The sequence below is a fragment of the Clostridioides sp. LIBA-2809 genome, assembly GCF_056688965.1.
The window spans coordinates 3616223-3639577 of record NZ_CP197004.1 but is presented as its reverse complement, the minus strand read 5'-3'; the positions used below and the strand labels follow the sequence as shown (position 1 = coordinate 3639577).

Here is a 23355-nt window from a genome sequence, read left to right as displayed (position 1 = left end):
AGCTAAATGTATATAAGTATACACATTAATGTTAAGATTAGGTGATAGAATTTAGGTGATAAATCCAATACTATAAATATAGGAGGTATGAAAAATATGATTAATACGAATTTGAAAAGACTAAGAAAAATACACCAGTACACACAAGAAGAGATAGCTGAAAAGCTTGATGTCTCTAGGCAATCAGTAGCAAAATGGGAAAGTGGAGAATCTACTCCAGATATAGATAGTTGCATTAAACTTACAAAATTGTACAATGTCAAACTAGATGACTTAGTTAATCATTCGGAAGAAAAAACAGGTATTATAGTACCACCTAAAGGAAAATTTTTCTTTGGAACTGTCATAGTTGGTGAACGTGGTCAGATTGTTATTCCAAAAGAAGCCAGAGATATATTTAATATAAATGCAGGAGATAAATTATTGATACTTGGAGATGAAGATAGAGGATTAGGAATTGTTCATCAACGTGATTTGATAAATTTTGTAGGTAGTATAGGAGTGGTAAGTAAAGAAGAGTGAGTTCTAGAGAGATTGTAAAAGGAGGATTAAAATATGAGTAAAGTAGTCTTTTTCAGTATTCCAGCATATGGTCATACTAATCCTACGATTGAAGTAGTTCGTGAATTGGTAAGTAGAGGTAATGAAGTATGGTATTATTCTTTTAAAGAATTCAAAGATAAAATTGAGGGTGCGGGAGCAAAATTTATTTGCTGTGATAAGTATCTTCCAGAATTACACCCTGGAGATGAGAGCAAAATAGGCAAGGATTTTGCTGGATTAATTGAGATGATTGTAGATACTACGATATCTTTTGATGTAAAAGTTTGTACAGAACTTAAAGATTTTAATCCAGATTGTATTGTATCAGATTCATTAAGTTTTTGGGGAAAGTTATTTGCACAAAAACTTAATATTCCATATATATGCTCTACAACAACTTTTGCAATTAATAAAGATACCGCAAAAATGATGAAGCAAAGTTTTAGTGAAATTATTCGTATGAGTTTTGGTATGCGACGCATTAATAAAAAAGTAAAGCTCTTACGAAAAAAAGGATATAAGGTAAAAAATTTTATTTCTATAGTTTCTAATGATAACGATGTGAATACTATTGTATATACATCAAAAGAATTTCAACCGAGAGTAGAAACTTTTTCTAGTAAGTATTCTTTTGTAGGACCATCAATATCAAAGGTGATTGTCGAATCTAAAGAGAGAAAGAAAAAACTAATATATATTTCACTTGGTACAATTAATAATAAAAATATTGAATTCTATGAAAACTGTATAAGTGCATTTAAAGATTATGATGTTGATGTAATTATGTCTGTGGGTCGAAATACTGATATTAAAAATTTAGGACATATACCAAATAATTTTAAGGTTGAAAATAGTGTTGAACAGATTATCATACTCCAAGAAGCTGATGTGTTTATTACTCATTGTGGAATGAATAGTGTTAATGAAAGTTTATATTATGGAGTACCCATGGTATTATTTCCACAACATTCAGAGCAGAGAATGGTAGCTAATAGAGTTGCTGATTTGGGGGCAGGACTTATGTTAAAAGAAAATAATACAGAATATATTAAGGATGCAGTATTTCAAGTTATGAATGACAGTGAATACAAACAAAATGCAAATAGACTCTCAAAAAGCTTTTATGATGCAGGAGGTTCAAAAAAAGCAGCTGATATAATATTACAGGTTATACATGATAGTAGGTAAATTAAAGTATAGTGAGTTGATTAAGAATGTTAGAAAAATTTTGTCGAAATTTAATTAAGGATACTATCCCTTGGAATTGTATCTACCATTGAAATCCGTGGAGGGGCTGTCAAATAACGATTTATAATTGTTAGAGTGACAGTCCCTTGTGTATTCAAATGTAAGTCTATTGAATATATTCCACATCTTGACTATTGCTTATTAAAGTACTGAGAAAGAAGGTAGCCCATTTTTATATTTGATATCTGGGTTGCCTTGAATAAGTGGAGATAAGTAATCCAAAGCATCATCAGTTACATGATTACACTCTTTATTTATCCACTCTCTAGGGAAGTACTTTGTCTTATTAGCTATTTTAGAAATATCAGTATGATTAACTTCATACTTATAAGGAGTATTACTTATTCTATTAATAGTAGCCATAACACCTGTATATCCTTTTTGAGAAAGTTCTAATCCATGTGCACCAACTTCAGCAGCTTGTCTTAAGTCAGTATCTGCAGCTAAATGTATAGCACATCTTTGTATTACGCCAAGTTCTAAAGTTTTTACTCTTGTTGTAATTGATGATGATACTATAAGGTCCTTTAGATAGTTACTTACTCCACCTAATTGAGAATGACCAAATTTATCATGAGTAGAAGTTTTTTGCTCACATATAAAGTTTCCATATTTATCTCTTATACCTTCTGATGCAACTATATAAACCTTATTTTTTTCTTTAAATACTCTTCTAACATCTTCTACAAACTTATCTTCATAGAATTCAATTTCTGGAAGGTATATTAAATCAACTAGTGGATTGTCGTCATTGAGTCTAGCCAGTGCAGAAGAAGCGGCTAACCAGCCAGTATCTCTACCCATAGTTTCAAGTATGAATATTCCATTATTTTTATATATAGAAAAATCTAAGTAAGTTTCCATTATTAGTGTAGAAATAAGCTTTGCAGCGGAACCAAATCCAGGACAGTTATCAGTTCCCAATAAATCATTATCTATTGTTTTGGGAATTCCTATAAACTTTATTTTACAAGTAGTGTTTTTACAGTATTGAGAAAATTTCATGACTGTGTCCATAGAGTCGTTTCCACCTATGTAAAATAATGTATCTATTTCATACTCATCTAGTATATTTATAACTCTGTCATAATCATAAGAATTTATTTTATAATCAGCTAGCTTATACCTACATGAACCAAGACCAGAAGAGGGGGTTTGTTTTAAATTTAGTACGTCTTCCTTATTTAAATATTCTGAATCTACTATATTCTTATTTAATATACCTTCGATTCCATTGATACCAAAATACACTTTATAAAAGTATTTAGTTTCTAAGTTCTTTTCATAAATACCAATGGCAGAAGCATTGATAACAGCTGTAGGGCCTCCAGATTGAGCAATAATACAGTTTCTCATTTTACATCTCCCCTTTATTAATATTATTATGAATGATGCTTTTTATTAAGCAAATTTGTATTTATAGTCTGATTATATATTAAGTGAACTAGTGATATCAATTGACCTAGTATAGACAATAAATGCCATAAGAATGTGGTAAAAAACTAACTTTTATACATAATTAATGTCTATAATTTGCCACAATATAAAGGTAATTTTAAGGAGTAGTAAAACTGTTGTGAAAAGAATTATATCAGTGTAATATTAATTTACAAAGCAAAATAAGTTCACAAAAGCAGAATAAGTTCATACAAGAAATACAGACATCAATAAAAGTAATAATACGTTAAAAAGTATCAAAAACTAATATCTAATACTAATTAAAGTAAAATATGGAGGTATATAAATATGAAACACATAAAAATAGCAGCAGGATTAGCACATGTAAATTATGGGCACATATCAGCAGTAGTTAAGGAAGCAATGGATGCTGGTGTAGACTACGTACATTCAGATGCAGCAGATATGCATGACTTAAAAAATATGCAACTTATGGGTGGGCATCAAATAATAGAAGCAATAAGACCAGTAACAGATAAGCCAATAGAATGTCATATATACACAAGAGATTGTGATAGATTATTTATAGAAAAAATAGCGTCAGCAGGGTGCAACATGTTAATAATACCAGCTGAGCAATTCTTAGGAGCTCCTCTTGCATACATAATAAATTACTGTAGAGAATTTGGTATGAAAGTAGGATTAACAGTTGGATGTTACACACCATTATGTTTTGTTGATGAAGCTATATATGATATAGATAGATTACAAATAGTTGTTCATGGTGTTGATGAAACAGATGGAAAAGATAACTGGGGATGGAGAAAGAGTTCTGTTGATTTAGTTAAGAGAGCTAGAAAAATGATAGACGAAAAGAATCCTAAATGTGAGTTGGCAATAGATGGTGGATTAAGAGCAGATAATATGGAACCATTAATAGAGTGTAATCCAGATGTTGTAATATTATCTTCAGCAATATTCAAAGATAAAGATGGTATAACAGCAGGTGTTAAGAATTGTAGAAAAGCTATAGATGAAGCAACTGCAAAATTTGGTTTAGAATAAGGTAAATAAACTATGATAAAAGAGATGCTTTCTTAATGTTTTAAGGAAGCATTACTTTTATGAAAAACTATAGGAAATTAGACTAATTTAATTGCTTTTTTATATTGAAATAATACAACTATTGGAGGAGATTAAATGAAAAAAGAAATGATAAAAGACTATTTATTAATAACAATATCAGCATTCTTAATGGCATTAGCAGTTAACTTTTTCTTTGCAGAACATACACTAGCTCCAGGAGGGATAACAGGATTATCAGTTGTGCTTAGTACATTCTTATCAATACCTGTTGAGAATATATCTTTAGGAATATCTATGCCACTTTTAGTAATGGGATTATTATTTTTAGGGAAGGGCTTTGGAATAAAAACATTATATATAACTCTTATGGGTCCATTGTTCTTAAAAGTAATACCACAAACTCACATAACTGACAACTTATTAGTAGCAGGGGTAATAGGTGGGTTATTAGTGGGAACTGCTATAGGTATAGCGATAATAAGGGGATGTAGTACTGGTGGAACTGATTTAGTGGCCATGCTTATTAATAGGATAATTAAGTTCTTGAAGTTACCAGTTATACTATTTATGTTAGATGGATTTATAATAGTGGCATCTGGAATCATAAGTAAAAACTTTATGATATCTATATATTCATTAATATCTTTGCTATTAATAATAAAAACAATAGGGTTTGTAACTACAAAATTTGCAAAAAATACTGAAGAAACTAACAATATGAATAGTGCTTGTACTCAATAAAATAGTAAAATTTACTTTAAATATAAAAAATATCAAGATAACTTAAGTCATCTTGATATTTTTTATGTTTATTTAAATGATAGTATTTTATTTTTTTCAGAATATAGCTTTTTAATAATTGTACTAAGTCTAGAGATATCATGCTTGCTTAAAAGAGCATTTATATTTATCAACTCAGCATGATGTTCAAAGTCTACAGGAGCAGTAGTTAGTATTAAGTCTACATCTTCAAAATTTGTAAATGAAATAGAAGAGATGGGGATAGATTCAACTATATTAATCTGGTTAAACTCAAAGCTTAATTTTTGAACTAATAAGTTGGATACACCAGCACTACAATGACATATTAAAACAGTATTTAAGGGAGCTTTGTTTCTATCTATTGCTGATATTAAATATAAAGTAAGATATCCTATTTCATCTTCATTGACCTCGTAATTCATCAAACGTTTAATAACAGTATTAGACTCTTTGGCAGCCTTATATGTGTATGGAAATGTTCTCTTTATATCATTTAATATGGGATTTGTAATAGTAAATCCATAATTTATTCGGTGTAAAACTGACTTAAGGTGATTAGCAAGAGATTTTATTAATACTAAATCTTCTTTTAAATTTAGATTTAGTATATCACCCCAATAAGTAGCTATTGCTTCAGATAGATTATACTCTGTAATTTCTTCACTTCTAAGGGGTTCAAGAGTAGTTATTTTCTTTATTGATTTGAGTAATCCCTCTATATGAAGAAGAATATAACAAACCTCTTCATCAATAAATTCTACATCAAAAGCTTCACTTAGATTAGAGCATAAGGTTTTTGATTTTCCAAAGCACTCATGTTCTAATAATTCTTTAAAAAAACTTTCAGATAAGTTAATATATCTGTTAATAGAAATTCTTTTAATACAGATAGCTATATGTATTAAGAAATTTATATAATACTCATCACTGAGATTACTTTTTTCTACTTGTAAAGTATGTAGAGTAATTTGAGATAATTTCTCGAAATCATAATTGAATAACTCCTTAAATATTTTTGTTGAAGGAGTATCCTTATCTTTATCAGATATCGAGAATAATATTTCTTTAAGTTCAGTATAACTTTTATTAGAAGTAGCAAGTTCAAAAATTGCCTTTCTAATATCTTTTTCTTTACCTTCTAGATATACACCATTATTGGTTTTTCTAACTAGTACTACTTTAAAGTTTTGCAAAAATTTTTGAATAACTACCAAGTCCTTATGCACAGTGGCTCTACTAACATGTAGTTCATTGCAAATATCACGAATCCTAAACTTAGAATTTTTAATAAACAATTTACTCAAAATATATCTTTTTCTATCTTCAGGAGAGTACGCATATATACAATTTGATTTATCGTTGATATCTCTAATAACTTTAAGTTTTATATCTTCATTACCTAGAATAATAACTCCTGAACCTGTCTTTTTATCTAAGGATAAGTCAAACTCTAAAAGCCATTCATCTAAAATAACAAGGTCATTACGAATAGTTTTATTACTAACATTTAATTCTTCAGCAATAGTATTTACAGTAATATAGTCTGAACTATTTAGCAATAATTCTGCAATATCTAATAATCTTTTGTTCAATGCAAACCCTCCTAAATCTTAATTGCTATTTATTAACTTGGGACCAATCTTTTTCAAAAGTATTGGTACCATCTACTGTAAGCTGGTTAAAAGAAGCTTTTTTAAATAAATCATATGTTACAGCTGCATAATCACATCCACAAAGAGATGCTTGAGTTAAGTGGAATACATTTTTAATAGAAGCTGCAACAACTTTAGTATTATATCCATTTATTGATATAAGGTTACATATTTCTGTAAGGTTTTTTATACCATCATATCCATTTTCATCATTTCTACCTATGAAAGGGAATAGGTAATCAGCACCTGCATTTATAGCTAATGACGCTTGATTTGTATTAAAAATTAAGGTGCATGCAGTTTTTACACCTTTACCATTCAATATGTTTATAAGTTCTAAGCCAACTTCAGAAAAATTTATTTTTATTATAGTGTTCTTGTTTATATTTGATATCTTATCACAAGACTCAAGTAATTCATATAAATCATTTCCTATAACTTCAGCAGTTAATATTTCTGGATTTAAATTAGTACATGCTTCAATGAATTCATAAAAGTTTACATTTTCTTTAAGATACATAGATGGATTAGCTGTTATTCCTTTAAATCCATACCTTAAACACTTTTGAATTTCATCAAGATTTGCACTATCTATTAAATATTTCATAATTTAATTCTCCTTTAATTTATTTATTACAATAAAAGTACTCTTTTATTAGCTATAGACGTCCTCTGAATACAATAATTTTTATTTATAAGATATTAAGTTAATTATACAATAAGATTGTTTATAAAATTATCACATGACTACTTAATAAAATTTACATAATGATATGGTAATAATAAAACATTGATTGTTTATTAATTGCCATAAGCTTTAGTAAATAAGAGTTAACAGTTAAAGTATTGCCTTAAAAATCCTGTGATAGGTATAATTTGAATATGAAGGCAATAATTTAAGGGAGGAAAAATATGATTAACTTTTATCAACCATCAAGAATCAATTTTGGACAAGGAACTTTAAGTGAGTTACCTAGAATAATAGGAAAATATGGAAAGAAATGTTTGTTAGTTACTACTCCAAATGTAGAGCCATTAGACAAGTTATATGAAAGAGTTAGATTAGATTTAACAGGAAAAGGTATAGAAGTTGTACACTTTGATAAGGTACAGCCAAATCCAACTGTAGAGCTAATAAATGAAGGCTTTGAGTTAGCTAAAAAAGAATCTGTAGATGTTGTTTTAGCTGTTGGTGGAGGTTCAAGTATAGATACTGCTAAAATATTAGCCTTAACTTTTGGACTAGAAAAAATAGATTGGGATTATATGTTTAATACATATACAAATGCATTTAAAATATATGATAAAGTAAGTGAAAAAGAATTACCATTAATAGCTGTATCAACTACTTCTGGAACAGGAAGCCAAGTTACACAAGCAGCAGTAATATCAAGAGGAAGCGAGAAAAATACAATATTCCATCAAAATTGTTTCTCAAGAGAATGTATAGTAGACCCAGAACTTATGCTGACTTTACCAGAGAGAATTACTGCATCAACAGCATTTGATGCCTTTACTCATGCATTTGAAAGTTACATAAACCCAAATGCTAATGATTTTACAGAGATAATGTCTGAAAAATCTATGGAATTAGTTGTTAACTATCTACCTAAGGTAATGGAAGAAAAAAACAATATAGAATATAGAACAAAACTAGCAGTAGCAGATACATTAGGTGGAAGCTCACTAGCAAATGCTGGAGCAGCAGCACCACATCCACTAAGTGAGATAATAGGAGGGGTTACACATATTCCTCATGGTGAAGCTTTAGCTATAGTATTCCCAGCATTTACAGAAAAGTTCTGTGACAATAATATAGCTAAATTTGCTAAAGTAGCTAGAATATTCAACAAAGAATTAGAAAATGTAGAAGATAATGAAGCAGCTAAAGCTTTAAAGAATGAAATAGAAAGTTTTTTAAAGAATGTAGGCCTTAAGACAAAAATGTCTGAGTTTAATGTTACAAGAGAGCAGTTAGAAGAAATAATAAGTTGTCCAGTTTTAGGATTTTTACCTTTTGGAAAGAAAGAAGACCTTGTTGAAATATTAGAAAAATCTTACTAGGATGTGATACAAATGAGCTATAAATTAATTTGCACTGATATGGACGGGACTTTAATGGGTAAAGGATTTGAAATATCAGAAGAAAATATTAAAGCATTAAAAGAAGCTATGGAAAAGGGAATTAAGGTAGCATTAGTTACAGGAAGACCTTATAATGTTATGAAATACTTTACAAGCATTTTAGGTGATGATATATATGTTATTTCAACTAATGGAACATATTTTAATTTACCAGGATATGAGTATAAAAAAGCTTTAAGTAAAGATGCACTAGAAAAGATATACACAATAGGTGAAAAATATAATTTAAATAGACATTTTAAGGGATGTAGAAGAATTATAGCTAACAATGAAATAGGAGAAGAACATCCATACAGATTAGTAAACAGTAAAAATAAAGAAGAAGACAGAATTGAAATAATAGAAAATGCAAGCTGTGAAATTTTACTAGAAAGAGCTGAAGATGAGATTTTAAAGTGTATACTATTTTCAGAAGACTCAGAGTCTCTAAAAAAAGCAAAGAGTGAGCTTAAAAAACAAGGAGATTTAGAAGTAGTAAGTTCTGGAAAGATAAATTTTGAAGTTATGAGTAAAGGTACTTCAAAAGGTATTGCAGTTAAAAAGTTTTGTGAGATATTAGGTATAGATAGCAAAGAAGTTATTTGTATAGGTGATAATGAAAATGATATATCTATGATTGAATTTGCAGGTCTTGGTATTGCTATGGGAAATGCTATAGATGAAGTAAAGTCTAAGGCGGATTTTGTAACTGATACAAATGTAAATGATGGAGTAGCAAAAGCTTTAAGAAAAGTATTAGCATAAAATTTTATAGTATGGAGAGTGTGTTATGTTTAACATATTTAAGAAAAAAGAAAATAAGACTGAGAAGATATATAGTCCATTTAAGGGAATTTTAGTTAATTTAGAAGATGTCCCAGATTTAGCTTTTGCTCAAAAGATGATGGGAGATGGAGTAGCTATAATACCGAGCGAGGGGAAGTTATATTCTCCTGTTGATGGTGAAATAGTCAGCATATTTGATTCAAAGCATGCTGTAATGATTAAGAGTGCTGATGGAACAAACATGTTAATACATGTAGGATTAGAGACAGTATCACTAGAAGGAAAACCATTTGATGTTAAGGTAAAGGCAGGAGATAAGGTAAAAGCTAAAGATTTAATAATGGAAGTAGATTTGGATATTATAAAATCAAATGATTTACACGTAATAACTCCTGTAGTAATAATGGATGATGTGGATGCTGTTAAGAGAATAATAAAGTATAGGCTAGAACCTAGAAATGTAGATATCAATAGTGTGATAATGGAAATTGAATAGATATAAAGAGGCTATCTCAAAATAGAGATAAGCCTCTTTTTCATTGTTGAAATGGTGAAAATATATTTGATTTCACACAACAAAGAATGTCTCATGGACTAAAAAATTCATTTTGAGAGACTCTCTTTTTTGAGATATTTTATTAGAAGTAAGTTACATTAAATTTAGAGATAACAGTTAATTAAAATGCTAATAAATGGTAGATTATGATTTTGTCACAATCTGTTGATTATTTACCGTATCATTATGGTAATTTAGAGAAGTATTTGAAATATTGAAAAAACAATATTCAAAATTTATAATGTAGATATGAACTTAAATGCTTTGTAAAACTAATATAAAGGGGTGATAAATAATTAAGATGATAGTAAATAAAGAGCTAATTATTGATTATTTAAAATCCAATCAAGAGAACATAGTAAAAGATATTGCGAGTCTAGTTGAGATACCTTCAGTTAGAGATGAAAGTACAGCAGATATAAATCAGCCATTTGGGGTAGAAATAAGAAATGCATTTGATAAGCTTATTCAAATAGCAAAAGACAAAGATTTTGTTGTAAAAGATTTTGATGGATATGCAATCCATATAGAATATGGAGAAGGCGAAGAAGTAGTTGGGGTACTTAATCATATAGATGTTGTACCAATATATACTAAAGAGCTGTGGAAGAGTGAACCTTTTAAAGTTTGTGAAAAAGATAATTATCTTTATGGTAGAGGCGTTAATGATAACAAAGGACCTTTGGTAGGAATTTTATATGCATTACTTTTCTTAAGGCAACTTAATGAAAAACCAAAGAGAAAGATTAGATTGATAGTAGGTGGAGCTGAAGAAACAACTTGGGAATGTATGGAGCATTACTTTAGCATCAATGAACAGCCAAAGTTTGCATTTTCTCCAGATGGAAACTTCCCAATAGTAAATGGAGAGAAGGGTATTTTGTACTTTAATCTAAAAAAGGAAATAAAAGAAGATAGACTTAGAAATCACAATTTAGTTGAGATAAAGTCAAATAAAGAAGATGGATTTGTATGTGATAAAATTGAAGCTATTTTTAAAACTAATGATAAGGAAGATTTAATAAAATTATTGGTTTATTATACAGAGATAGAAGAAATTGAAGAAGATAAAATATTAGTAAGGTATATAGGAAAAAGGGCTTTATCAAGGAACCCACACAGGTCGTATAACTGTGCATTCAATTTAGCAAAAGACTTAGATAAAATCAAAAAGCTAAATGATAAAGGAATCATAATAAAAGATATTTTAAATTCATACTTTACAGATGATAATCATGGAAAAAAATTAGGATTATATACAGAAGATGTAGATATGGGAATTTCTACACTATGTATAATGAGCCTTTTATTAGAAAAAAATGAGTTAAGTATGAAAATAGATTTTAGATATCCTAAGGGTATAAGTTGGGAATTTATAATTAATAAAATCAATGAAATTGGAAAAAAAGAAAATTTAATAGTTAATATATATAAGGATTTAAAACTATTGTATGTAGAACCAGATAGTGAGTTAATAAATAAGTTATCAATTGCATATAAACAAGTTTTTGGAAAAGAAGCAGAACTTTTTACAAAAGGAGCTGCATCTTATGCAAGGGTATTAGAAAATGGAGTTGCATTTGGTCCCACAATAGAGGGAGATATTCCAAATTCACACCAGGCAAATGAAAACATAAGTATGGACACACTATATAAAGCTATAGAAGTTTATATATATGCATTATATAGTTTAGCATTTCAATAAAAATGGAGGAAATAATACTATGAAGGATAAATTACAAGTACTTTCTGGAGCAATGATGATTCCTGTTATATTACTTGTTGTAGCAGGAGTATTTATAGGATTAGGGTCAGCTTTTGCAAATATGGAAAACGTTTCTGCTTTAGGGCTCAGCGGGTTAATACAGGAAGGTTCATTTATAAATGTATTCTTTAAAGTAATAAATGACCTAGGATTTATGGTAATGAGATATTTACCTATATTCTTTGTTACTGGTATAGCTTTTGGATTATCTAAAAAGGAAAAAGGGTGGGGTGCATTAGGAGGAATTGTTTTATTCATAGGAATGCACACAGTTATAAACACATTATTAGTAGCAAATGGTATAAATTCAGACACAGTTACAGCGGAAGCATTTATGGCATCTGGATTAGGTGAGGCAGAAGCATATAGTCGTAGCTCATTATATGGTTCTTTCTTAGGAATATTCTCATATGACTGTAGTATATTTGGAGCTATAATAGCAGGTTTTGTGGCTAGTGCAGTACATAACAAATTTGTTGACACAGAACTTCCTAGTGCATTATCTTTTTTCTCAGGAGCAAGGTCTTCAATGATTATGATGTTTATAGCAGCAATAGTGTTAGGCACAGGAATGTACTTCATATGGCCACCAATAGGTTTAGCATTATCTAAGCTTGGTAATTGGATAGGTTCAAGTGGATTATTAGGAACATTTACTTTTGGAGCAATGGATAAAGCGTTATTACCATTTGGGATACACCATTTAATTGCATTTCCTATAGAATACACAAGAGTAGGTGGAACAATGGAAGTAGGTGGAGCAATTTACGAAGGTGTTAACAATATCAGATTGGCTCAAATGGGAGACCCAGATACACTATCTTATATTACTCGTAATTTTACAACAGGGCGATTACTAATACATTTTGCAATATTACCAGCAGCAGCTTTAGCTATGTACAAATTATCCGATAATGTTAATAAGAAAAAAGCCCTAAGTATATTGATACCAGCAATAGTGACAGCTATGCTAGTAGGAGTAACAGAACCTATAGAATATACATTCTTGTTTGTTGCACCATTATTGTACTTTGTGGCATATGTTCCACTAGCAGGATTAACATATGTGTTTACAGAGATGTTTAATGTTTCTATAATGGGTGAATCATTTAGAAATATGTTCCCTAACTTATTACAACCTCAAAAAGTGGATGCATTACCTCTATTATTTTTAATACCAATATTCTTTGTAGTTACTTATGTAATATTTACATGGGCAATTAAGAAGTTTGATATAAAAACACCAGGAAGAAGTTCAGAAGAAGTTAAGCTTTACAGTAAGAAAGAATATAGAGAAAAACAATCTGCAGGTGCTGTTAAATCTACAGACAACGGGACAGTAGAAGATAAGGATACAGAACTTGTATATTCTATAATAGAAGGTTTAGGAGGGAGTGACAATATAAAAAACATTACGAACTGCGCAACTAGACTTAGAGTGGAGTTAAATTCAATAGATGGATTTTATGAAGATTGTTTTTGGGTAAATGAGTTAGGAGCAAGTGGAGTTGTTAAAAAGAAAAACTCAGTTCAAGTTATATTTGGACCAAGGGTTATTACAATAGCATCTAAGGTTAAAGCTGTGTTAGGTGTAGATTAATAGATGTAGAGCCATACAAATTAGATTATTTTGTATGGCTTTATTTTTTAATTATAGAAGACTAGTAAAAAAATATCTACTTGATTTAAATAGTATATTATAGGCATTTTAGCTATACGTTGTCTAATAATAATTAAGTTGTAAAATAAAACATAATGGGGAGATATATAAAATATTTTTTGTCTAGTTATCATATTAATTGCATTAATATTAATATCATTATCACTTGGAAAATATTCAGTAGAGATACAGTAAGTATTTAGAATTTTAATTTCTAAAGTACGTAACATAGATAAGTACAATATTTTACTTTACAAATAGTGATATATTTTGATTTAAGTTGACAATCCATATAAGATTGCATACAATTAAGTTAATAACTGAATAAACATATTTAAAGAGTAGGGAAGTTGGTGAAAGTCCAACACGAACCCATCACTGTAAGCATGAATAAATTCCTCATATCTACCATAGGTTACTTGGTAAGGTTGAGGTATAAAATGTAAGTCAGATACCTACATTAAATATTAGTAAATAAATTTAGGGGGGAGCAACTAAATTTATTATTTTGTATATTGAATTTGGAAACTAAAGTATACATATTAAAATGGGATGTTATAGCATTATTTGCTATAACTTTTTTAATGCTCATATTTATAAATAAGGGGGAAGTATATCATGAGGAAGAATTTAAATGGGAAGCTGATTAGTATAGTTTTAACAGTTGTGTTAATGTTGTCCTTATTAGTTGGATGTGGCAAACCAAAAGAAAATAATGATGTTAGCAAGATGAATAATGAAAAGGAAGTAGTTTTAGCAGCAGCTAGGGATTTGGCTCCAGGAGAGCAAGATGCGTATTACACAAGTTCAATACTTTATGTCTGGGAGCCATTAATAGGGTTAGGCGATGACGGAAAACCAAAAGCTGAGCTTGCAGAGAAGTGGTCAAATTCAGATGATTATAAAGAATGGACATTTACAATAAAGAAAGGTGTAAAATTCCATGATGGAGTAGAATTAAATGCAGATTCAGTAGTAAAAAACTTTGAGCGTTATATGAGTATGAAAACTAAATCTTCGCCTTTTTATTCATTTGATATAGAAAAAACATATCCTAATTTACAAGATGTGAGTAAAGTTTCAGACTATGAAGTTAAACTTACTTTTAGTAAACCGATATCAACTTTAATATATAATATGGCTAGGTTTGGAAGTGCTATGTATAGTCCAGAGTGTTTTGATGTACAAACTGGAGATTTTACTAAATATGCACAAGGAACTGGGCCATTTAAAATAAAAGAAAGAGAAAAAGAACAATATGTTTTGTTAGAGAGAAATCAAGATTATTATGGAGAAAAAAGTAAAATTAAAAATGTAAGAGTAAACGTAATTAAAGATGCTCAAACTCGTTACACAGCACTTAAATCAGAAGAAATTATGGGTGTTATGGATTTAGGGGCAATTACTCCAGAGTTAGCTAGTGAACTAGTAAAGGATGAAAACTTTGAGATTAAATCGTCTCCATCAACAATAACTCAATTTATATCAACAAATGGTACTAGAGCACCGTTTAATAATGTGAAAATAAAAGAAGCTTTAAGTTTGCTGGTAGATAGAGAAACTATAGTAGATAAATTTTATGGAGGATACGGAACTCCAACTATGAATATATTGAATCAAGGTTCTCCTTTTGGTAAGGAAATTAAACCTGTTTATGATGCAGAAAAAGCAAAGAAAATAATAAAGGACGAACTAAATGGGGAAATAAAGGAGCTAGAGTTTATAATTCCATCTTATGGTGTAGACCGTTACCCATATAAAACTGTTGCTGAATATATACAATCTGTATTAAGTGAAGTTGGATTAAATTCTAAAATAACTATACTTGATGGAGCTGCTTTTAAGGAAGCACAAAAAACAGGAAATTATGATATAGCACTTCACACACAAGGGCTTCCAAATGCAGAACCATTTTCTATATTTGATAGTTATATGAGAAGTACAGGGTCAAGTAATATAGCTTATTCGTTAGGTTATAAGAACGAAAGAGCAGATGAGTTAATAGCTAAATTAGAAAAAACAATGAATTTAGATGAAAGAAGTAAAATATATGATGAACTTCAAGATATATCAGCAGAACATCCATCAGCTATACCATTATTTGAAGATGTTAACTTAATTGCCTATAATAAAAAAATAGCTGGGTACAAGCCGACATTATATGGAACTACATTAGTAAGTATGGAGTGGAGTGAGTAGTGAAAAATTCATTTAAATATTTAATTAAAAGAATATTGATGACTATTCCTATTTTGGTAGGAATAACATTTCTAGCATTTATATTGGGTGTTATAGCTCCTGGTGACCCAGCAGTTGAATATTTAAGCATGGATGGTGTTTCTGCTCCTACAGAAGAAGAAATAGAAATAGTTAGAGAAGAGTTAGGATTAAATGATAGTATTGTAGTTCAATATATTAATTGGACTAAAAAAGCTATAACTGGAGATTTAGGACTTTCCTATATCAAAAATACATCTATCACAGAAGATATATTGAGAAGGTTGCCAATAACCTTCTCTTTATCTTTAATGGCTATGTTTTTTGTTATAGTATTATCTATACCATTAGCTATAATCATGGCTCTTAAAAAGGATTCAGCTATAGATAAGATTGGTACTTTTGTATCATTATTTCTGACTTCTATCCCAGGATTTTGGTTAGCAATTATCATGCTAGGTATATTTTGTGAAACTCTTAGGTGGCTACCTACGAGTGGGTATGGAACAATTAAACACTTAATAATGCCTGGATTTGTTTTAGCAGCTGGTACAATAGGAACTGTAGCTAGGTTAAATAGAGCAACTTTAATAGAAAGTATGGGACAAAACTATATAACAGTAGCAAAATCTAAAGGATTGCCAAATAGGATAATTACTTTTAAATATGCTTTTTTAAATTCTTTAATGCCTATTGTAACCGTTTTAGGAAACTATTTTGGTGCAATTTTAGGAGGTTCTACAGTAGTTGAGGTTATTTTTAGTATTCCAGGTATGGGAAGCTATGTAATACAAGGGATAATGAGTAGAGACTATCCAGTTGTACAGGGATACGTACTATTTACAGGAATTATATTTGTATTATTTAGTTTAGTTGTGGATATATGTTATCTATTTCTTAATCCTAAAATAAGGATAGGAGGTAAATGATATGGAGAAATTTAAAGGAATGTTATTTATACATAAAGTAGCTTTTTTAGTGTTAATAATTATGATACTTGTTGCTTTTTTTGCACCTAAATTAGCTCCATATGACCCTAATAAGGTGCAAATGGCTGATAGGTTAATGGGAATATCTAGAGAGCATATACTTGGGACTGATACTCTAGGAAGGGATATTTTAAGTAGGATATTGTATGGAGCTAGAGTGTCTATATCTTTAGCATTTGTAGCAACCTTATTAACAATGATATTTGGAAGTTTTGTAGGTATAGTAGCAGGGTATTGTGGTGGTATAGTAGATATGATAATTCAGTCGATTGTAAATATATTTCAAGGTCTTCCAAGTCTTAGCTTTATGATTGCTCTTGCTGGAGTTCTTGGTCCAGGAATAAAAAGTTTATTAATAGCAATAGTATTTACTTCTTGGGCTGGGTTTTCAAGAGTAGTTAGAGGAGAGGTACTAAAGGTAAAAGAGGAAAAATATGTTGAAGGTGCAAGAGCATTAGGTGCCAGCCATCTTCATATAATTTTTCATTATATAATTCCAAACATATTTGCTCCATTTATAGTACTATTTACAATAAGAATAGGGAAGAGTGTACTTTCTATGGCATCGCTAAGTTTTTTAGGATTAGGGATACAACCTCCACAGGCAGATTGGGGAGTTATGATAAATGATGCTAAAACACATTTTAGAAGTTATCCTAATTTGTTGCTGGCACCAGGCTTTAGCATATTATTATTGTGTTGTAGTATAAATTTAGTTGGTGATGCGCTAAGGGATATGTTTGATGAAAAAATCAACTCTTTAAGTCAATATCTTTAGAAGGAATCAAAAATATGAGCAGAGATATAAATATAAAAGATTTAAAAATTTATTTTAATACTAAAGAAGGAAAAGTGAGAGCTGTAGACGAAGTATCTGTAACTTTTCAAAGTGGTAAAATTACAGGAATTATTGGAGAAACTGGTAGTGGAAAATCAGTACTAGGATTGGGAATTTTAAACCTTGTATCCAATAATTCAATTGTCTCAGGTAGCATTTTATATGAAGACAAAGATTTATTAAAACTTAAGGAAAAAGAACTCAGAGAAATTAGAGGAAAAAAGATAGCATTAATACCACAAAATCCATCGAGTTCTTTCAATCCTATATTAAAGATAGGAAGTCATATTAATGAACTTTTCTATTATCATGCAAAAGAAAAAAAGAGCTCATGTAAGAGTAAGAGCTTAGATATATTAAGAAAATTTTCATTTTCAAATACTGATTTAATTTACAATTCTTATGGTTTCCAACTAAGTGGAGGAATGAGCCAAAGAGTATTGGCAGCTATAGGGACAGCACTAAACCCAAACTGGATAATTGCAGATGAACCAACTAAAGGGCTAGATGCAATAATAAGAAAACAAGTATACGAGGTATTTTGTGATTTAAGAAGTAATATGGGTGTTAGCATGATACTTATAACTCATGATTTAATGTTAGCCAAAAAACTTTGTGATGAAGTTATGGTTATGTATGCAGGGAAAATCATAGAAAGGGGTTCTAAAGATAGTGTATTTAATACCCCTTTACATCCTTATACAAAAGGTCTAATTGATTCACAGCCAAATAAAAAATTAATGCCTATTGATGGGATAGCACCAAGTCTAATAAACTTACCAAAAGAATGTAGATTTTTTCAAAGATGTAAAGTTGCAAAAAAATCATGTTCTGATTATGAGCCAGTGCTATTTGATGTAAATGGCTCAAAGGTGAGGTGTTTTATTTATGATAAAAGTTTGTAATCTTTATAAGGAATTTAGGAGCGGAATAATTAATAAGAAAATAGTTAAGGCAGTAGATGATGTATCATTTGAAATAGAAGAAGGAAAAACCTTGGGTCTTGTAGGAGAAAGTGGATGTGGAAAATCAACTTTATCAAGGATTATTTTAAGACTTGTTAAATCTGATGGAGGTAAAATTTATTTTAATGGTAGAAATATAAGTAATTATAATTTTTCTCAGATGAGGAATTTAAGAAAAGAGATGCAAGTAATATTTCAACATCCAGATTCAGCTCTAAGTCCTAAGAAAACTATATATGATAGCCTTGTAGAACCATTAAAGATTCATAAAATCTATGAGAAGAATAAATCAACAGAATATATAAAGGAATACTTAAGTTTTGTTGGAATTAGCGAGGAAATCTTAACTAGATACCCATATCAAGTCAGTGGAGGACAAATACAAAGAGTTGCTTTAGCCAGAGTCCTTTTATTAAAGCCTAAATTTATAATATTGGATGAGCCTACATCAATGTTAGATGTATCTGTACAAGCTCAAGTTGTACAAGTTCTGAAAAAAGCTCAAAAACAATTTAATATAACCTATTTATTTATATCTCATGATATAGACTTAGTAAAGGAATTTAGTGATGAAATTGCAGTTATGTTAAATGGTAAGATAGTTGAAATTATAGGTTCCAAAGAATTATATAAAAGTGCAAAGCATACTTACACTAAAGAGCTTATTGAGAATTTTATTAATTTTTAGAGCAGAGTAATCAATTATTTAGTTAAGCACTTAATTAATATAGCATTAATTTAGTAAAAGTGGTTTACTTTGATTATGGAAAATGATAAATCTCAACCTTAACATTTTTAGAAAGGAAGATTAATCATGTATTATAAAGATATAGATTTCGAAAAAAAATTGCATGAGTATATTGAAAATAAAGAAGGATATGCAAAGGAAAGAGCATTTGATGATGAGGTGGAAAGACTATTTTTAAAAAAATTATCTCATAAGTATGATGATAATCCAACACTTTATGATTATTCAAAAGAAGTATTTGATTTTATTGATAAATTAATAGATGAAGGAAAAAATCTTATAGAAATTGGTGCAGGTACAGGTAAATTTACTATACCACTTTCTAAAAAATGCAAGGTCGTAACTGCTAATGATTTTTCAAGGGATATGCTTGATGTACTTGGACAAAAGATTAGGGAACATAATATAACTAATATAAACACAGTACAAGGTAAGTGGGAAGATGTCAATATTGAGTGCAGTGACTACATTTTATCTGTGAATTCACTTTATAGAATTTGGAATATTAAAGATGCCTTGAATAAAATGAATAAGTTGGCTAAAGAAAAAGTAATTATAGTAAGGACTATTCAAAAGCCATTATTCAATGACTTGTATATTGATTTAGGGGAGAAAGATAGAACCTGCCCAGATTATATATATATTCCAAATATACTACATTCTTTGAATATATGTGCAGACACAAAGTTTATTGATGTAGAAAATGAAATTGAATTTGATAGCATAGAAGATATACATCTTAAAATGGAAACTGAATTAAATAAAAAGATTAATTTTGGTGAAGTGGTAGATAAATATATAGATAATATAGAAAAAAGAGAAGATAAATATATTTTTAAACATAAAACTAAAGTTATAATTATATACTGGAATAGTATAAATTAAACTTGTCAATGTCATTAAATGTAAGTATTATTATATTGAAAATATTTACAATCTCGACATATTATGCTACAATTATTTACAATAAATAAAATTTAATAAGCATTACCTCATCTAATAAAAAGATTGAGGTAGAGGTTGCATTTACTAAGATTAATATTGAAGAGGTCGGAAACCAATGAAGCAATATAAAAGGAGTAAGTGCCGAAGTGCTAGTGTCCAAAGCTAGTGCTGGGACTGTATTTAATAAGTACAGTACTGTCATCAAAATCAGCCCGAATTTTGATGGAGAGCTATCTTAGATAAGATAAAGGGAAGATGTAGGTATGTTGTATTTAGCACATTTAGCTCAACATGTATCCATGTTGAGCTTTTTTACATCTATGCAAAATAGGATAGAAAAGGGATGCAATAATAAAATATTTTAATTTAAAAAGTGGGGAGATTACAAATGAGCAGTTTAAAAAAGAAGAGGTTTAGTATGCCACAGACACTTACTATAATATTCTTATTAATAGTGGTAATGGCAGTTCTTACTTGGATAGTACCAAGTGGAAATTTTGAAAGGGTAGATATAGATGGAAGGTCAGTTGTTGTAGCTGGAACTTATGAAAAAGCACCATCAAATCCACAAGGTGTTACTGATGTATTTTCAGCTCCTATAAAGGGATTTATAGATGCAGCTGAAGTAGTTGGATTTGTTTTGATAGTTGGAGGAGCTTTTGGAATAGTTAACAAAACAGGTGCAATAGAAGCCATTATAGCACACACTGTAAATAAAATGAAGAAGTTTCAATTTTTAATAATACCTATATCAATGATTTTGTTTGGTCTTGGTGGTACAACTTTTGGAATGAGTGAAGAAACATTACCTTTTTATATGATATTTATTCCACTTATGACCAGCATGGGATATGATTCATTAACTGCGGTGGCAACAGTGTTTATAGGAGCAACAGCTGGATTTGGAGCGGCAACTACTAATCCTTTCTCTGTAGGAATAGCACAGGCATTGTCACAAATAACACCAGGTTCTGGAATAGAGTTTAGAGTTGTTATGTTTATAATATATATGGCTATATCCATAGGATTTGTTATGATGTATGCCAATAGAGTTAAAAAAGACCCTAAAAAGTCTTTAGTACACGATATATCACTAAATCAAGAATCAATGACTAATACTGATACAAACATAAAAGAATTTACAAAAAGAGAAGCCATGGTAATAGCAATTTTCGTAATAGGTATGGCAATTATGATATTTGGAGTTTTAAGGTTAGGATGGTATATAACTGAGATTGCAATGATATTTACAGCAATAGGTATAATATCAGGAATAGCGTCAGGGCTTAAACAAGATGAAATAGTTAATTCATTTATAAGTGGAGCAGGAGATTTAATGACAGCTGGGTTATGTATAGCATTTGCACGTGGAATCGTAATAATAGCAGAAAATGGATTTATAATAGATACAATTTTAAATTCTGCAGCAAATTTATTAAATGGACTACCAAAAACTATATTTATAAATTTAACTTTCTTGATAGAAGGTTTAATAGCATTTTTAATACCATCAGCATCAGGACTTGCATCACTTACAATACCTGTACTTGCACCACTTGGAGACTTAGTTGATGTATCTAGACAAATGATAGTTACAGCTTATCAATTTGGTATAGGTGTAACTAACCTAATAACACCTACATCAGGTGTTTTAATGGGAGCACTAGCAGTAGCTAATATTCCTTGGTCAAAGTGGGTTAGATTCGTAGTTCCTCTAATGGTAGTATTAACAATTCTTGTAATGGTATTCTTGACAATAGGATTATATCTAGGATTCTAATAGGAGGTAAGTTATGATAGAGAGTGTAAAGAAAAGAGCTTATGAGATAGAGGATGAACTTGGAAAAGAAATTGAAGAAGTATGTGATTTTATATTCAATAACCCAGAACTAGGCGAAGAAGAATATATATCATCAAAGTACTTAGTAGAGAAAATGAAGGAATATGGATTTGATACAACTTATCCGTACTGCAATATGGATACTGCTTTTAGAGCAGAATTAGGAGATAGTGATGGTCCTACTATAGCATTTTTAGCTGAGTATGATGCACTTCCTGGATATGGAGAAGATAAAGAGCCAGGTCATGCTTGTGGACACAACTGGATTGCGGCATCTACACTAGGAGCCTGTATAGTATTAAGTAAGTTAAAAGAACATTTTAAAGGAAAAATTGTATTAATAGGGACACCAGCTGAAGAAACAACAGGAGGAAAATGTGACTTAGTTAAAGCAGGAGCTTTTGACGATGTTGATGTAAGCTATCAGATGCATATAGAAGCGTTCAATAATATAAACTGCAAGGCTTTGGCAATAGATTCATTAGAGTTTAGTTTTGAAGGGGTATCAGCACATGCAGCTAGTCATCCTCATATGGGAGTTAATGCATTGGATGCAGTGCAACTTACTTTTGCTGGAATAAACGCTTTAAGACAACATGTAAAATCAGATGTTAGAATACATGGTATAGTTTCAAATGGAGGAGAAGCCCCAAATATAGTTCCAGAAAAAGCAGCTTGTAAGTTTTTTGTAAGAGCTGCTGAAAGAAGTTATTTAGATGAAGTAACTAAAAAAGTTATAAACTGTGCAAAAGGAGCAGAGTTAATGACAGGAGCTAAACTTTCTTATAGATATTTTGAAAATTCTTTTGACAATATAATAAACAATAAAGTACTTCAAAGGATAACAAAAAACAATTTAATCGAAGCAGGTATAACAGATATACTAGAAGGGAAAGATGGGCCAGTAGGTTCTACAGATATAGGTAATGTAAGTCAAGTTTGTCCTACTATGTATACAGAAATAGCTTTAGATATAAATCCAATGGTATATGTTCATGAAAAAGAGTTTCTAAATTATGCAAATTCTGAGGAAGCTTATGATAAACTTCATAAATCAGTAAAGGCAATGGTGGGCTGTGCATTGGAGATTTATCTGGAAGATGGGCTACTTGATGAGATTAAGAAAAATCACTTAAATTAATTTAAATTGAAAATAAAACAAAGAGGTATTACCTAAAAATTGGTAATACCTTTTTTATATGATGGAAGTGAAGGCTTGCTATAACCAATTTG

21 protein-coding genes, 1 pseudogene and 2 riboswitches are annotated in these 23355 nt (G+C 29.8%); of the genes and pseudogenes, 19 read left to right on the top strand and 3 right to left on the bottom strand.

What is annotated here, in order from left to right:
- Positions 1-87: 87 nt before the first annotated feature.
- The 3 genes and pseudogenes from ACTG44_RS17215 to ACTG44_RS17205 all read left to right on the top strand — a co-directional run.
- Positions 88-279 (top strand): annotated as a pseudogene (locus tag ACTG44_RS17215) (helix-turn-helix transcriptional regulator); the annotation flags it as partial.
- Positions 280-306: 27 nt separating this feature from the next.
- Positions 307-522, top strand: a complete 216-nt coding sequence (locus ACTG44_RS17210) for an AbrB/MazE/SpoVT family DNA-binding domain-containing protein (protein WP_479918803.1) — start codon at positions 307-309, stop codon at positions 520-522.
- A 33-nt stretch (positions 523-555) separates the two neighbouring features.
- Positions 556-1731 (top strand): macrolide family glycosyltransferase, encoded by a 1176-nt coding sequence (locus tag ACTG44_RS17205; RefSeq protein ID WP_479920903.1) that lies wholly within the window; start codon positions 556-558, stop codon positions 1729-1731.
- Between the two features lie 201 nt (positions 1732-1932).
- Here the strand turns inward: ACTG44_RS17205 and ACTG44_RS17200 are convergent, their stop codons facing one another.
- A complete protein-coding gene (locus ACTG44_RS17200; protein ID WP_479920902.1) occupies positions 1933-3147 on the bottom strand; it encodes a 6-phosphofructokinase in 1215 nt (404 codons plus the stop codon).
- Between the two features lie 390 nt (positions 3148-3537).
- On the opposite strand from ACTG44_RS17200, the gene ACTG44_RS17195 reads away from it, so the two are divergent.
- Complete coding sequence (locus tag ACTG44_RS17195; protein WP_479920901.1) at positions 3538-4254, top strand: ribulose-phosphate 3-epimerase; 717 nt, start codon at positions 3538-3540, stop codon at positions 4252-4254.
- 135 nt (positions 4255-4389) lie between these two features.
- Positions 4390-5016 (top strand): YitT family protein, encoded by a 627-nt coding sequence (locus ACTG44_RS17190; protein WP_479920900.1) that lies wholly within the window; start codon positions 4390-4392, stop codon positions 5014-5016.
- 68 nt (positions 5017-5084) lie between these two features.
- On the opposite strand, the gene ACTG44_RS17185 is transcribed toward ACTG44_RS17190, so the two are convergent.
- Together ACTG44_RS17185 and ACTG44_RS17180 are read right to left on the bottom strand one after the other, a co-directional pair.
- Positions 5085-6629, bottom strand: coding sequence for a BglG family transcription antiterminator (locus ACTG44_RS17185; protein WP_479917507.1), 1545 nt, complete (start codon positions 6627-6629; stop codon positions 5085-5087).
- A gap of 25 nt (positions 6630-6654) precedes the next feature.
- On the bottom strand, positions 6655-7296 hold the full coding sequence (locus tag ACTG44_RS17180) for a transaldolase family protein (RefSeq protein WP_021385967.1): 642 nt from the start codon (positions 7294-7296) through the stop codon (positions 6655-6657).
- A 305-nt stretch (positions 7297-7601) separates the two neighbouring features.
- Here ACTG44_RS17180 and ACTG44_RS17175 point away from each other — a divergent pair, with 305 nt between their 5' ends.
- From ACTG44_RS17175 to ACTG44_RS17110, 14 genes are all read left to right on the top strand, one after another.
- Positions 7602-8753 carry an iron-containing alcohol dehydrogenase gene (locus ACTG44_RS17175; protein ID WP_021386097.1) on the top strand — a complete coding sequence of 384 codons (1152 nt, stop codon included), beginning with the start codon at positions 7602-7604 and terminating at the stop codon, positions 8751-8753.
- A 12-nt stretch (positions 8754-8765) separates the two neighbouring features.
- Positions 8766-9578, top strand: a complete 813-nt coding sequence (locus tag ACTG44_RS17170; RefSeq protein ID WP_479917506.1) for a Cof-type HAD-IIB family hydrolase — start codon at positions 8766-8768, stop codon at positions 9576-9578.
- A gap of 25 nt (positions 9579-9603) precedes the next feature.
- The gene (locus ACTG44_RS17165; RefSeq protein ID WP_479920899.1) at positions 9604-10095 is read left to right on the top strand and encodes a PTS sugar transporter subunit IIA; all 492 of its coding nucleotides are present in this window, start codon (positions 9604-9606) and stop codon (positions 10093-10095) included.
- A gap of 361 nt (positions 10096-10456) precedes the next feature.
- Positions 10457-11860, top strand: a complete 1404-nt coding sequence (locus ACTG44_RS17160) for a Sapep family Mn(2+)-dependent dipeptidase (protein ID WP_479920898.1) — start codon at positions 10457-10459, stop codon at positions 11858-11860.
- Positions 11861-11879: 19 nt separating this feature from the next.
- Positions 11880-13520 (top strand): PTS transporter subunit EIIC, encoded by a 1641-nt coding sequence (locus ACTG44_RS17155; protein WP_479920897.1) that lies wholly within the window; start codon positions 11880-11882, stop codon positions 13518-13520.
- A 365-nt stretch (positions 13521-13885) separates the two neighbouring features.
- Positions 13886-14051, top strand: a riboswitch (cobalamin riboswitch).
- Between the two features lie 50 nt (positions 14052-14101).
- Positions 14102-14230 carry a hypothetical protein gene (locus ACTG44_RS17150; protein WP_479917502.1) on the top strand — a complete coding sequence of 43 codons (129 nt, stop codon included), beginning with the start codon at positions 14102-14104 and terminating at the stop codon, positions 14228-14230.
- Positions 14199-15779 carry an ABC transporter substrate-binding protein gene (locus tag ACTG44_RS17145; RefSeq protein WP_479920896.1) on the top strand — a complete coding sequence of 527 codons (1581 nt, stop codon included), beginning with the start codon at positions 14199-14201 and terminating at the stop codon, positions 15777-15779. Before ACTG44_RS17150 ends, ACTG44_RS17145 begins: the two co-directional genes overlap by 32 nt.
- Positions 15779-16726: an ABC transporter permease gene (locus ACTG44_RS17140; protein WP_479920895.1), complete on the top strand. Its 948-nt coding sequence runs from the start codon at positions 15779-15781 to the stop codon at positions 16724-16726. The genes ACTG44_RS17145 and ACTG44_RS17140 overlap by 1 nt, the downstream gene beginning before the upstream one ends.
- Before the next feature lies 1 nt (position 16727).
- Positions 16728-17564, top strand: coding sequence for an ABC transporter permease (locus tag ACTG44_RS17135; protein WP_021385969.1), 837 nt, complete (start codon positions 16728-16730; stop codon positions 17562-17564).
- A gap of 14 nt (positions 17565-17578) precedes the next feature.
- Positions 17579-18529, top strand: coding sequence for an ABC transporter ATP-binding protein (locus ACTG44_RS17130; protein ID WP_479920894.1), 951 nt, complete (start codon positions 17579-17581; stop codon positions 18527-18529).
- Positions 18513-19277 carry an ABC transporter ATP-binding protein gene (locus ACTG44_RS17125; RefSeq protein WP_479920893.1) on the top strand — a complete coding sequence of 255 codons (765 nt, stop codon included), beginning with the start codon at positions 18513-18515 and terminating at the stop codon, positions 19275-19277. Before ACTG44_RS17130 ends, ACTG44_RS17125 begins: the two co-directional genes overlap by 17 nt.
- A gap of 126 nt (positions 19278-19403) precedes the next feature.
- Positions 19404-20222 carry a class I SAM-dependent methyltransferase gene (locus ACTG44_RS17120; RefSeq protein WP_479920892.1) on the top strand — a complete coding sequence of 273 codons (819 nt, stop codon included), beginning with the start codon at positions 19404-19406 and terminating at the stop codon, positions 20220-20222.
- Positions 20223-20343: 121 nt separating this feature from the next.
- A riboswitch (Lysine riboswitch) is annotated at positions 20344-20523 on the top strand.
- Between the two features lie 147 nt (positions 20524-20670).
- Complete coding sequence (locus tag ACTG44_RS17115) at positions 20671-22062, top strand: YfcC family protein (protein ID WP_021386101.1); 1392 nt, start codon at positions 20671-20673, stop codon at positions 22060-22062.
- A 13-nt stretch (positions 22063-22075) separates the two neighbouring features.
- Positions 22076-23263, top strand: a complete 1188-nt coding sequence (locus ACTG44_RS17110; RefSeq protein WP_479919446.1) for a M20 family metallopeptidase — start codon at positions 22076-22078, stop codon at positions 23261-23263.
- The last annotated feature ends 92 nt before the right edge of the window (positions 23264-23355 follow it).